Here is a 12,718-nt window from a genome sequence, read left to right on the forward strand (position 1 = left end):
TCTTGTGCCTCGCCCGTTCCTGCGCCACCATGGCACCTCAGCGCGGAATATGGAAGATCAAGGAGGCGTCCCATGTCATCTCAACGTCTGAGTGTTGTCGTAACGCGGCGCTTGCCCGATCCGGTCGAGGCGCGACTATGCGAGTTGTTCGATACGACCCTGAGGCCGTGCGACACGCCGATGAGCCGCGATGAGCTGGTCGAGGCGGCGCGCGGTGCCGATGTGCTGGTGCCGACATTGACCGACCGGATTGATGCAGGATTGATCGGACAGGTGGGGGATCGCCTAAAGCTGATCGCGAATTACGGTGCCGGCGTCGATCATATCGACGTGTCGACGGCGCGCCAACGCGGCATATTGGTGTCGAACACGCCGGGCGTTTCGGCGGACGATACTGCCGACATGGCCATGGCGCTGATTCTTGCCACCCTGCGCCGAATCCCCGAGGGGCTCGCCATGATGCAAACCGGCGAGTGGTCCGGCTGGTCGCCGACTGCGCTGATGGGCGGGCGGGTCTCGGGGCGCCGTCTGGGTATTCTCGGGCTTGGCCGGATCGGGCAGGCGGTTGCGTGGCGCGCGGCGGCCTTTGGGATGCAGGTGCATTACCACAACCGCAAGCGTCTGCGCCCCGAGACCGAAGAATCGCTGTCGGCCACCTATTGGGAGAGCCTCGATCAGATGGTCGCGCGGATGGACGTGATCTCGGTCAATTGCCCGCACACGCCCTCGACCTTTCATTTGATGAACGCGCGGCGCCTGAAGCTGATGAAACGCGATGCGGTCATCGTCAACACCTCGCGCGGCGAAGTCATCGACCAGAACGCGCTGACGCGGATGTTGCGCACGGGCGAGATCGCAGGCGCGGGCCTTGACGTCTATGAGGACGCGTCCAATCCGCGTCTTCGTGAGATGAAGAACGTTGTGCTATTGCCGCACATGGGGTCGGCCACAATCGAGGGGCGGATCGAGATGGGCGAAAAGGTGCTGGTGAACATCAAGACCTTTCAGGACGGCCATCGTCCGCCTGATCAGGTCGTCCCGGCGATGCTGTAGAATGCGCGCGCTGCTCCTCGCCCTTATGCTGTCGGCCTCTGGCGCGGCGGCGCAGCAGGCCGCAGATGCGGTCGCGCCCGAAATTGGCGCGTTCCAGGTGGCCGAGGTGCAGGCCCCGGTAACGTCAAACAAATGGATGGTCGTCGCCGCAAACCCGCTGGCCAGCCGGGCAGGGGCGCGGGTACTGCGGCAAGGCGGTAGTGCTGCCGATGCGATGATCGCCGTGCAGCTGGTGCTGGGTCTGGTCGAACCGCAAAGCTCGGGCCTTGGCGGGGGTGCGTTTCTGGTCTGGTGGGACGCGGCCAGCGCCACGCTGACGACGCTCGACGGGCGCGAGACTGCGCCGCAAGGCGCGACGCCGTTGCTGTTTCAAGACGAAAATGGCCAGTCGATGGACTTTTTCGATGCGGTCGTAGGGGGCCGCTCGGTCGGTGTGCCGGGCACGCCGATGCTGCTGGGCGAGGCGCATGCGCGCTGGGGGCGGCTGGACTGGTCGGGGCTCTTTGACGAGGCGCTGGACCTTGCCAAGAATGGATTTGAGGTCAGCCCGCGTATGGCAACCTCCATTGCTGCCAATGCCGATACGCTAGACCGGTTTGTCGCGACGCGGGATTATTTCATGCCTGAGGGTCGCACGCTAAAGGCGGGCGATACGCTGAAAAATCCTGCCTACATGCAGACTCTCGAAACCTTCGCCAAGGACGGCCCCGCGCCGTTTTATACCGGCGATATTGCGCGCCAGATTACCCGCGCAGTGCAATCCGCGCCCGGCAACCCCGGCACGCTCAGCCTGCTGGATCTGGCGCTTTATAGCGTAAAGGAGCGCGCGGCGGTCTGCGCGCCCTACCGCGGCCATGAGGTCTGTGGCATGGGGCCGCCCTCGTCTGGCGCTATCGCCGTGGGTCAGATTTTGGGCGCGCTGGAGCAATACGATCTGGCAGCGCTGGGACCAACGTCGCCCGAGGCGCGGCGTTTGATCGGCGATGCCAGCCGCCTCGCCTTTGCCGATCGGGGGCGCTACGTCGCCGATTCCGATTTCGTTCCTGTGCCGACCGAGGGGATGCTGGACCCCGCCTATCTGGCCGCGCGCGGCGCGCTGCTGAGCGGTGAGGTCGCGCTGGACGAGGCATTGCCGGGCCAGCCTGAGTTCGATCATGCGCTGCTCTGGGCGCACGACAGCGCGATCGAATTGCCTTCGACTTCGCATATTTCGATCGTTGACAGCTACGGCAACGCGCTGTCGATGACGACCACCATCGAGAACGCCTTTGGCTCGCGGCTTATGGCCGCCGGTTTTATGCTCAATAACGAGCTGACGGATTTCAGCTTTGCCAGTCACGAGGACGGCGTGCCCATCGCCAACGCGCCCGCTCCGGGCAAGCGGCCACGCTCGTCCATGGCGCCGACGATCGTGATGGAGCACGGCGCGCCGCGCCTTGTGCTGGGCAGCCCCGGTGGCAGTTGGATCATCCCATATGTGACGAACGCCATCATCGCCCATATCGACTGGGACATGGACGTGCAGGCGATGACGGCTATGCCGCATCTGGTGAACCGCTTCGGCACCTATGATCTTGAGGAGGGGACAGGCGCCGAGGCGCTGGCGCAGCCTCTGCGGGATTTGGGCTATGAGGTAGAGTTGCGCGGCCTCAATTCGGGGCTTCATGCCATCTCTATCGGCGCGCAATTGCAAGGCGGCGCCGACCCGCGCCGTGAAGGGCTGGCCATCGGCGAATGACGCCTGCCGCGAAAGCGCCCCCCGCGCATCCCGAAAATGCCAAGGTTGCCGCCTAACTCAATGCGCAACACGGCATTTGCGGGAGAAGCCTCATGAATTATTACGCCATCGGATTCGGCGCCGTCGCCCTCACGGCGCTTGGCGCGATCGACTATGCCAATCAGGCCAGCGCGGCAGGCGAGTCGCCGGGCAGATTCTCGGCCGGGGCCTATTTTTCGACCTTCGGCGCGCGTGTCGACGGCGTGCGCGAGGCGCGCGCTGATGCAGCTGCCAACAAGGAGCGTGATCTGCACCGCCGTGCGGGTGCGCGCGCCTACCTGCCCGACGCGCCCGAGGGCTGGATTCGCCGTGCGTGGCTTGAGGGTGATAACAGCGCCATCTTGATGCCCGAAGAGGACGACATGCGCGCAGACGCGCAAGATCTGCTCAAGAACTTGGCCGCAAAAAGCGCCCGCGCCGCAGAAGAGCGCCGCGAATCCGAAACATGGGTCTATCAGCAAGCTGAGCGCGTCATAGCGGTGCGGGCCGAGTATAAACCACGCAAGGAGGGCCGCTCGCTCACCGGCGCTGTGGCCGACACATTGAACGCCAGCGGCTTTTTCAACACGCAGGGTTGGGCCGTGATCGGCGGCGTCGCCTATGGCCAGACACCGCCCAGCCTGCAGGATTCGCAAACGCCGTTGATCTCACAGGCTGGCACGCCGTTTCGTGCGTTTGAGGCACCGCTGGGCTTTCACGACGCAGTGCAGTTGAGCGTGCTCACCAATGCCGACGATGACGAATTGCGGGCGGTGCTGGCGGCGATCGACTATGACGGGCTGAACGCGCTGCTGGCCTATCCGCTGCCGTACGTCGGCGCGACCGCGCCTGATGTCCCGCTTGAGGCCCAGCCGCGCATAGCAGAGATCATGCTGGAAATGCACAGCGATCTGTTGTCGCGCCGCAGCGCCGAGGCGCAGGCTTGGATGGAACGCGCGACATCGCCTGAAAACGCGATGGAGATGATTCTGAACGAACTGGCCCACGGCTGGGGCGCAGATGGGATCGTGCAGCTCGACATGGACGACCCGCCCGCACCGACACCGTCCAATGACGAAACCGCGCAAGCCCCAAGCGTGGCAGCGGTGGCGGAATTCGCCCGGTCGCTCTTTGGGGGTGCCAAAGATACCCCCGATGCAGAGGAAACAGCCAAGGCCAAGGCCAAGGACACGCCCAAGCCGGGACGCCTGACCCTTTCTGGCGGGACCAGCTGCCTCGAAGGGTCTTCGGGACGTTTCTGCCGCGACTGACGCGCGCCCCCTTGGCCTTTGCGCGCGAACGCGTAAGTATGGCCGCCGAAAGCGGATTGGGGCAGGGAAGATGGGGCAGGGACGCGCAGGTAAACTGATGCGCAGGGCGGCTATTGCGGCGCTCTGCCTTACTGCGCTGGCAGCCTGCACGCGCCCGCTAAGCGAAAACGAGCGCCGCTTTGCTGCCGATATCATCGGGCCGACGCTGGATGTGCAAAAGGTGCGCATCGCGCGTGGTTTCGCCCCGCTACCGCCAGCGCCCGAAACGCCGGACATCGATGATCTCTACCCCGTCAGCCGAGAAAACACGATCACCGGTCTGTGCGAGCGCGCCGCGCCCGAGCCGCGCAGCGGCCCACCACCGGGCTGGGCATTGTGGAACCGCGTGCATTTCAGCCACGAGTTCTATCGCACGGACCTTGCCCCTCACTGGCCAGATGCGGCGCGCTTTCCTCAGGCGCTGGTTCTGGCGCACGAGCTGATCCATGTCTGGCAATGGCAGCACCGTGAGGTCACCGGCTATCGCCCCGCGCGCGCCGCGCTGGAAAACGTCCTGAACATGGACCCGTATTTTTACCGGCCCGGACCCGACGCCACATTCCTCAAGTTCGGGTTCGAGCAACAGGCGGCCTTGATGGAGGATTACCTCTGCCACGCCCTTTACGATCCTGCCGCGCCCCGGCGGGCCGAATTGCGCCCCCTGCTGGCCCCCTATTTCCCGCTGGATCGGCTGGACGCGGCATTGGGTCACTAACGCGCGGACGGCGCTTGTCGGTTTTGCGCGTGCTTTGGTCGGATGGGCCGCGCGCGCAGGTGTGAACGTGATAGAAACGTGGCAACAAATGCCTATCGGAGTCGCAGCGCATGAAAACCAATGTCAAAGCCCTTGTCGTCGGCGGCGGTGCCGTCGGCACGTCGATCGCCTATCACCTCGCGCGCGCAGGTTGGGATGACGTCATGCTGCTGGAACGCGACGAGCTGACATCGGGCAGTACATGGCACGCTGCCGGCCTTCTGCCTTATTTCAACATGAGCTACGCAACGACTCATATCCACGACTATTCGATCAAGTTCTACAAGACTCTGGAGGAGGAAACCGGCCTCAACGCCGGTTTCGCCGTGGTCGGCAACCTGCGCATGGCCCAGACGGACGCGCGGATGGACGAGTACCGCCTCTACGCCTCCACGGCTGAGACTTGCGGCGTGCCCTATGAGTGGATGACCCCCGAAGAGATCAAGGCGAAATGGCCGCTGATCCGCACCGATGATCTGAAGGGCGCGATCTACCACCAGACTGACGGTTACATCAACCCCGCCGACGTCACCATGGCCATGGCAAAGGGCGCCCGCCAGCGCGGCGTGATGATCGAGCGCAAATGGCAGGCTGATGCGTTCCATTGGAACGGGACCGCGTGGGAAGTGACCGCAACCAAGATGGTCGAAAAGGGTGGCAATCTGGTGCCCTCGGATGAGCAGGTTGTGATCACCGCCGAACACGTCGTGACCGCGTCAGGCAACCACGCACAGCGCACCGCCAAGATGCTGGGCATCAAGATGCCCGCGATCCCGGTCGAGCATCAGTTCATCGTGATGGACAGCGATCCTGAGTTGGTGAAATTCCGCGCCGAGGGCAATGTGGAACATCCCGTCATCCGCGACGCGGACGCCCAAAGCTATGTCCGCGAGGAACGCGGTGGCTGGATCTTGGGCGTATATGAGCCAAACGCGCCCGCGCGGTTCGAGCATGGCGTGCCGGACAGCTTCCGCGCCGATCTGTTCCAACTAGATCTGGACCGGATCGAAGACCAGTATATGGCGATGAACCACCGCATCCCAAGTTGCGAGGACTGCGGACTGAAGGACGATTTCAACGGCCCGATCTGCTACACCCCCGACGGCAATCCACTGGTCGGCCCGGCGCCGGGCCTGCGCAATATGTGGCTGGCCGAGGGCTTCAGCTTTGGCATCACGGCGGCGGGGGGCACCGGCTATTACCTCGCCCAGATGATGGTCGAGGGCGAGGCCGAGATCGACATGGCCAGCCTCGACCCCAAGCGGTATTCGTCGAACTGGATGACTACCGAGTTCGCCGCGCGCAAAAACGAGGAAAGCTACGAGCACGTCTATATCCTGCACCATCCCGACGAGGAGCGCCCGGCCTGCCGCCCCCTGCGCACAGCCCCGGCATATGAGCGTCAAAAGGTGCGCGGTGCGCAGTTCGGCTTCGTTAACGGGTGGGAGCGGCCCAACTATTTCGGCCCGCTGGATGCGCCAGATAATTTCGACCACGACGCGCGCAGCTTCCGCCGGGGTGGCTGGTGGCAGCATGCGGTGGACGAAGCAAAGGCGATCCGCGAGGGCGCCGGCCTGATCGACGCGACAGCCTTTAGCAAGCACATCGTCAAGGGGCCGGGCGCGACCGCGTTCCTCGATTGGTTCACCTGCAACAAGCTGCCGAAAGTCGGCCGGATCAACCTGACTTATGCGCTGACCGAGTTCGGCACGACGCGCACGGAATACACCATCGTGCGCAACGGCGAGAACAGTTATTACCTCGTCTCCGCTGGTGCGTGGACGGAATACGATTCCGATTTTCTGCGCAAGGCCGCCGAGGATAAGATGGGCGATTTCGGCTATATCGAGATCCAGGATGTGACGACCCAATGGGGCGTCTTTGCCATCGCTGGTCCAAAATCACGCGATGTGTTGAAGTCGGTCATCATTGATGCCGACCCCGAAACAGCCCTGTCGAACAAGCGCTTTCCGTGGTTGACCGCCCGCCAGATCGAGCTGGGCATGTGCCCCGTTAACGCCATCCGCGTCGCCTATACGGGCGAGCTCGGATGGGAGTTGCATCACCCGATGGAGATGCAGAACTATCTCTTTGACCTGCTGGAAAAGGCGGGCGAGCCGCACGGCATGAAGCTGGTCGGCGCTCGTGCGCAAAACTGGCTGCGGCAGGAAAAGTCCTATCGTGCCTTCGGCAACGAACTGGGCCGCGACGCGACCCCACTGGAGGCTGATCTGCCGCGTTTCGTCGATCTGGAGAAGGATTTTCACGGCAAGGCCAAGCTGGTCGAGACGGGCGTGCGCGCCAAATGCTGCACGCTGCTGATCGACGGCCCGGACGATGCCGACCCATGGGGCCGCGAAGTGCTATACACCGAAGGCGGCGAGCGCGTCGGCCGCCTGACCTCGGGCGGCTACTCGGTGGCCTTCGCCAAGAGCATCGGCATGGGCTATATCAAGCCTGATTTGGTGGTGCCGGGCACTGTGCTGAAGGTCAAGATCATGGACAAGCTCTGGGACGCGACCGTGACCGAGGACAGCCCGTATGACCCGAAGAACATGGTTATTCGCAAGGACGGGTGAGGGCAGGGCCGCCGCGCTTTGGGCGGGACGCGGCGGGTTGATTTGGGCAAGATTCGGACAGAGATACAAGAAAGACGCATTGAGCCACATGCAACTTTCATAACTCTATTCAAAAGCCTAGCCTCGTTTTCTTAAAAGGATAGCTCACTTCGACATCCTCTGCCTGACTATCGGAGGCACAATCAACGCTCATCTATGCAGCTTTGACATAGGGCAATGCGATTCATCATCCTTACTGGTATAATTGATGGACGACCCTAGAAGCGTGATCGAAGTAGGTTGGAGTAAATCCAAGAAAGTATCACGGAAACAAAAAGACGCCACATAAAATGGCGTTCAAACCGATCAGGGTATGGAATGCGAATATGCTTGGTTTCGTCTTTCCTTCTGACGTGTCTGGTATCTCCGGTTTGGTCAGAGATGACGTCGTGCGGACAAACAGGGGTCAGTGTGAACTCAGACCAATCGGCCCATGTTGACCTGATTTGCGACGCGATAGAGGATGCAGAGGCGTTATTTGATGAATGCGGTATGCCGCCACTTTCTGGCCCTCTGACGACAGAGATTGTCACCGACCTTAAACCCGGATGTATGGGCCAATACCATTGCGGTAAAGGATCGATCGAGGTGCTTGAGCCATCCATGATGGCGGTCAGGCGCAATCCGAAGGGTGCTTTCGCATTCCTTCCAATGGAAAGCTATTTCCAGAGCATCATCGTGCATGAATTGTCCCATGGCCTCTTTGATGACGCTTCGTGCCCATTTGAGGCATGCATTGTCGCGGATGAATATGTCGCTTCTGTCATGCAGGTCATGTCCCTGACACCAGAGCAACAAGCAGTTTTTTCACTGAAATCTGAATTGGATCGGCGAATTTCACGCGATGAATTGAATTCGATCACACTCTTCATGGTGCCGAACGTGTTCGCCCAGAAATCGTGGGCACATCTTTCACAGCGCGACGACCCGTGCACGTATATCGGCAAAATCCTCAATGGGACTATTTTGTTAGATAGGGAGCATTTCTAACGATCAGAGTTCGCGATCTGATGTGCAACTCTATCCACCGGCACCATATTTGGTTTGTCGACAATGGTGGGTTTGGGGGATGCGATGCAAATCGTTCCCGTCTTCCGTGCGTCTGCGCCAACACATGGTTCTTTGCAGATGTCAGCACGGAATCTAATACCGCTTCCATTCACCCCCCCTTCATATACGGCATCAGCACAACCTCGCTATCCGGCTGCACCTCAGTAAACCACGAATTGCGGTAAACCAGCCCATCGACCGCGAGGCTCACCCCGCGGTCGATCTGTGGCTTCAACCCTGGATACTTGGCCGCCAAAACGTCCAGCAATTCCTTGAAATTGCTGGCTTCGACCTCGACCATCTCTTGCCCATCGGCCAGATCGCGCAATGACCCCCAGAGTTTTACCGACACCATAGCCTCAGCCCTTCGCCGTGATCGCCTTGAGGATCTTGGGCGGCGACATGGGCAATTCGTGCAGACGCACACCCACCGCGCGACTGACGGCGTTCGACAAGGCAGCCAGAGGCGGCACAATCGGCGTTTCGCCCACGCCGCGCACGCCGTAGGGGTGGCCGGGGTTGGGAATTTCCAGGATCACCGTGTCGATATTGGGCAGGTCCGACGCGACCGGAACACGGTAGTCGAGGAAGCCTGCGTTTTGCAGCAGGCCATCCTCGCCATAGATGTATTCCTCGTTCAACGCCCAGCCGATACCCTGGACAGCGCCGCCTTGCATCTGGCCCTCGACATAGTCGGGATGCACGGCCTTGCCCGCGTCCTGAAACACCGTGTAGCGCAGCACGCGCGTGCTGCCGGTTTCGGGGTCGACTTCGACATCAGCCAGATGCACGCCAAAGCTGACGCCCGCGCCCTCGGCGTTGACCTCGTGATGGCCCGCAATCGGCCCGCCGGTCTCAAACGCGATGGCGGCGATATCGGCCAGTGTCATCGGCTCGAAATCGCCCGCGTTCGGGCCAGAGGGTTTGGCGGTGCCATCCTCCCAAACGACCGCATCCTCGTCGATGCCCCAGATTTTCGCCACGCGCCCGCACATTACGCGGATTGCAGCGCGCGCGGCCTCAATGGTGGCCAGACCCACGGCAAAGGTCACGCGAGAGCCGTCGGTTACGTCGTTATGGCCAAGGCTGTTGGTGTCGGTGATGACTGTGCGCACCTTTTCATAGGGGATGCCCAGTTCCTCGGCGGCCATCATCGAGATCGACGCGCGGCTGCCGCCGATATCGGGATTGCCCTCGGTGATGCCGACCGTGCCGTCGTTGTTGATGTTCAGCGACACGCAAGTATTACCGCCGAAGTTGAACCAGAACCCGCAGGAGAGGCCGCGACCTTGGTTCTTGCCCAGAGGCGCGTGATAGTGGTCATGCTCTTTGGCCGCCTCCAGCGTCGCGCGCAGGCCGATCTGGTCAAACGTTGGCCCATAGGAGGATTTCGTGCCAGCATCGGCGGCATTTTTGAGGCGCACATCCAGCGGATCCAGATCCAATTGCTGACACAACTCATCGACGACGCTTTCGACCGCGTAGATCGCCATCGGCGCGCCGGGGGCGCGATACGCCGCCTCTTTGGGGCGGTTGGTCAGCGCGTTCCAGCCTTGGGTGCGCACGGCCTCCATGTCATAGGCAGCAAACGCTGCCTGCGCGCCCATATCGACGGTGCCGCACGGAAACGCGCCGCCCTGATAGCGCAGCTTGGCGTCGCCTGCGGTAATGCGGCCATCCTTGGTCATGCCGATGCGCACGTCCATCGACGACGACACGGTCGGACCAGTGGCGCGAAACACGTCGACGCGGCTCATCACGATCTTGACCGGGCGGCCTGCCTTGCGGCTGAGGGCCAGCGCGACGGGTTCGATGAACACGGTCGTCTTGCCACCAAAGCCGCCGCCGATTTCGGAGGCGGTGACGCGCAGTTGGCTGGCCTCAATACCCATGATGCCAGCGCACAGCTCGCGCACGAAATACTGGCCTTGGGTGCAGCACCAGAGGTCGGCCTTGCCGTCGTTGCCGTAGGAGGCAAGGCAGGCGTGCGGCTCGATATAGCCCTGATGGGTGGCGGCGGTGGTAAAGCTACGCTCGATGATTGTGTCAGCCTTGGCAAATCCAGCCTCCAGATCGCCATGTCCGAATTCGCAATAATGCGTGACGTTGGGGCCGCTGCCCTCTGGCACGCTCTCATCTGCGCGGGCCTCTTGAACGACGGGCGCGTCCATCTGCATCGCCGCGTCGACATCCGTGACATGGGGCAGGGGAGTGTAGTCGACCTTGATCAGCTTCAGCGCGGCCTTGGCCGTCGCCATGTCCTTGGCGGCGACGGCGGCGACAGCGTGCCCATCATAAAGCACCTTGCCCCGCGCGAGGCAGTTGTCCTGCACGTCGCGCAGCGCGTCGTCTTCGGGGATACCCAGATCGGCGGAGGTCACGACCGCTTTGACGCCGGGCAGGGCCGCCGCATCGGTCGTGTCGATGCTGTTGATTGTTGCGTGGGCGTGCGGGCTGCGCAGGATCAGGCCGACCTGCATCCCCGGCACGGAAAAATCCGCACCAAAGAGCGCGCGACCCGTCACCTTGTCGACGCCATCGGGGCGCGGAACGCGGGTGCCGACAACCTTGAAGTCCATTCTAGTCTTGGAAACGAAGTTCATATCATGCGCCTCTCATGTCGGCGGCTGCGATCTGGACAGCCTTGATGATCTTGTCATAGCCCGTGCAGCGGCACAGGTTTCCAGCCAGCCAATAGCGGATTTCGGTATCGGTAGGGTCTGGGTTCCGCTCTAGCAAGGTTTTCGCCGCGACCAGAATGCCGGGGGTGCAGATACCGCATTGCAGGGCGGCATGGTCGATAAAGGCCTGCTGCAAGGGATGTAGCGCCTCGCCGATGGCCATGCCTTCGACCGTCTTGATCCGGGCGTCCTGCGCTTCGGCCCCCAGCACGAGGCACGAGCAGACCAGCCGCCCGTCCATCTCGACCGTGCAAGCGCCGCAATCGCCGGTGCCGCAGCCCTCCTTGGCGCCGCTTAGGCCAAGGCGGTTGCGCAGGGCGTCCAACAGCGTTTCCTCGGGGGCGCAGACGAATTCGGCCTCGTCGCCATTGATGGTGGTGGATACGTGGATGTTTTTCATGTTCTCTCTCCCGCGCGGGTCATCGCGATGCGCGCGGCGCGCTTGGCCAGCACGCCTGCGACGGTGGTGCGAAACTCGGCTGTGCCGCGCTTGTCGTCGATGGGGTTGCAGGCGGCCTCGCAGGCGCGCACCAGCGCGGCGATGGCCGGATCCTCCAGCTTCGATCCGATGATCGCATCAGCAGCATCTGGAACCAGTGCAATTTTGGGGCCGACCGCGCCCAATGCCACGCGCGCGGCCTTGATCGTGCCGTCATCGGCCAGCTCGATATTCACACCTGCTGACGCGACCGCAATGTCCATTTCCGTTCGCGGGATAAACCGAAGATAGGCATCGGCCGCGCCCTTGGGGCGCGCAGGCAGGAAGATGGAGCTGACGAATTCGCCTTTACCGAGTGAAATCTTGCCGGGGCTGATGGGAATATCCTCGACCGGGCAGTCACGGGGGCCGTCCGGCCCTTCGATCCGTGCGATTGCACCCGCCGCGATCATCGCCGGAACGCTGTCGGCAGCGGGCGATCCGTTGCAGAGGTTGCCGGCCATGGTGCAGCGCCCCTGCACCTGAGTCGAGCCGATCAGTTCGCAGGCCTCGACCACGCCGGGCCACATTGTGCGCGCGCCCTCATGTTCACCCAGACGCAGGCCGGACACGGCGGCGCCGATGCGCAGGCCGCCATCCTCGGACGTGATCTCATTTATGCCGCTCAGATGCTTGATATCGACGATCGTCTCAGGCTCGATCATCCCCGAGCGTAGTTGCACCAGCAGGTCGGTGCCGCCCCCGAGGATGCGCGCAGCGCCCTCGGAGCGGGCGAGAATGTCCGAAACTTCCGCCGCAGTTTGCGGTCTCATGTATTGCATATGACGCTCCATGGCTTGCAGGCTGATGAGGATCACGCCGCGCGGCGGACCTCTCAGCTTTGGCTGGCAATTGGCCGGGATTAAACCCCAATCGGTCCGCGCCTGCAATGCGCAGTGGCAGGAATTCGCGATCATATTTTTCATCGCAGAACGCTGCGCTATTGTGCATTTCAAGGGTTGCAGCCCGGCGCGTGCAAAGGCACCTTGCGCCTCAATCGGTCCCGTCGCGGGGCGGC

The 12,718-nt window shown here is 62.4% G+C and carries 10 protein-coding genes; 6 read left to right on the plus strand and 4 right to left on the minus strand.

What is annotated here, in order from left to right:
- Window positions 1-72: 72 nt before the first annotated feature.
- From U3654_RS07045 to U3654_RS07070, 6 genes are all read left to right on the plus strand, one after another.
- Window positions 73-1,053, plus strand: coding sequence for a D-glycerate dehydrogenase (locus U3654_RS07045; RefSeq protein WP_324754629.1), 981 nt, complete (start codon window positions 73-75; stop codon window positions 1,051-1,053).
- A gap of 1 nt (window position 1,054) precedes the next feature.
- Entirely contained in the window at window positions 1,055-2,791 is a 1,737-nt protein-coding gene (gene ggt / locus U3654_RS07050) for a gamma-glutamyltransferase (RefSeq protein ID WP_324754630.1), read from the plus strand.
- A gap of 92 nt (window positions 2,792-2,883) precedes the next feature.
- Window positions 2,884-4,080 carry a hypothetical protein gene (locus U3654_RS07055; protein ID WP_324754631.1) on the plus strand — a complete coding sequence of 399 codons (1,197 nt, stop codon included), beginning with the start codon at window positions 2,884-2,886 and terminating at the stop codon, window positions 4,078-4,080.
- Window positions 4,081-4,150: 70 nt separating this feature from the next.
- Complete coding sequence (locus U3654_RS07060) at window positions 4,151-4,834, plus strand: hypothetical protein (protein ID WP_324754632.1); 684 nt, start codon at window positions 4,151-4,153, stop codon at window positions 4,832-4,834.
- Window positions 4,835-4,944: 110 nt separating this feature from the next.
- Complete coding sequence (locus tag U3654_RS07065; RefSeq protein WP_324754633.1) at window positions 4,945-7,452, plus strand: FAD-dependent oxidoreductase; 2,508 nt, start codon at window positions 4,945-4,947, stop codon at window positions 7,450-7,452.
- Between the two features lie 450 nt (window positions 7,453-7,902).
- Entirely contained in the window at window positions 7,903-8,481 is a 579-nt protein-coding gene (locus U3654_RS07070) for a hypothetical protein (protein WP_324754634.1), read from the plus strand.
- Between the two features lie 169 nt (window positions 8,482-8,650).
- On the opposite strand, the gene U3654_RS07075 is transcribed toward U3654_RS07070, so the two are convergent.
- From U3654_RS07075 to U3654_RS07090, 4 genes are read right to left on the minus strand one after another with little or no spacing between them, the layout of a single operon-like run.
- Window positions 8,651-8,896, minus strand: coding sequence for a MoaD/ThiS family protein (locus tag U3654_RS07075; protein WP_324754635.1), 246 nt, complete (start codon window positions 8,894-8,896; stop codon window positions 8,651-8,653).
- Between the two features lie 4 nt (window positions 8,897-8,900).
- Window positions 8,901-11,144 (minus strand): xanthine dehydrogenase family protein molybdopterin-binding subunit, encoded by a 2,244-nt coding sequence (locus tag U3654_RS07080; RefSeq protein ID WP_324754636.1) that lies wholly within the window; start codon window positions 11,142-11,144, stop codon window positions 8,901-8,903.
- Window position 11,145: 1 nt separating this feature from the next.
- Window positions 11,146-11,622: a (2Fe-2S)-binding protein gene (locus U3654_RS07085; RefSeq protein WP_324754637.1), complete on the minus strand. Its 477-nt coding sequence runs from the start codon at window positions 11,620-11,622 to the stop codon at window positions 11,146-11,148.
- Complete coding sequence (locus tag U3654_RS07090; RefSeq protein ID WP_324754638.1) at window positions 11,619-12,482, minus strand: xanthine dehydrogenase family protein subunit M; 864 nt, start codon at window positions 12,480-12,482, stop codon at window positions 11,619-11,621. The genes U3654_RS07085 and U3654_RS07090 overlap by 4 nt, the downstream gene beginning before the upstream one ends.
- Window positions 12,483-12,718 lie beyond the last annotated feature (236 nt).

The organism is Roseovarius sp. Pro17 (assembly GCF_035599575.1).
Taxonomy (GTDB): Bacteria; Pseudomonadota; Alphaproteobacteria; order Rhodobacterales; family Rhodobacteraceae; genus Roseovarius.

Bases quoted from the DNA above. Each gene is read 5' to 3' on its own strand.
- U3654_RS07045 (WP_324754629.1), top strand. From the start codon at position 73: ATGTCATCTCAACGTCTGAGTGTTGTCGTAACGCGGCGCTTGCCCGAT.
- ggt (WP_324754630.1), top strand. From the start codon at position 1,055: ATGCGCGCGCTGCTCCTCGCCCTTATGCTGTCGGCCTCTGGCGCGGCG.
- U3654_RS07055 (WP_324754631.1), top strand. From the start codon at position 2,884: ATGAATTATTACGCCATCGGATTCGGCGCCGTCGCCCTCACGGCGCTT.
- U3654_RS07060 (WP_324754632.1), top strand. From the start codon at position 4,151: ATGGGGCAGGGACGCGCAGGTAAACTGATGCGCAGGGCGGCTATTGCG.
- U3654_RS07065 (WP_324754633.1), top strand. From the start codon at position 4,945: ATGAAAACCAATGTCAAAGCCCTTGTCGTCGGCGGCGGTGCCGTCGGC.
- U3654_RS07075 (WP_324754635.1), bottom strand. From the start codon at position 8,896: ATGGTGTCGGTAAAACTCTGGGGGTCATTGCGCGATCTGGCCGATGGG.
- U3654_RS07080 (WP_324754636.1), bottom strand. From the start codon at position 11,144: ATGAACTTCGTTTCCAAGACTAGAATGGACTTCAAGGTTGTCGGCACC.
- U3654_RS07085 (WP_324754637.1), bottom strand. From the start codon at position 11,622: ATGAAAAACATCCACGTATCCACCACCATCAATGGCGACGAGGCCGAA.
- U3654_RS07090 (WP_324754638.1), bottom strand. From the start codon at position 12,482: ATGCAATACATGAGACCGCAAACTGCGGCGGAAGTTTCGGACATTCTC.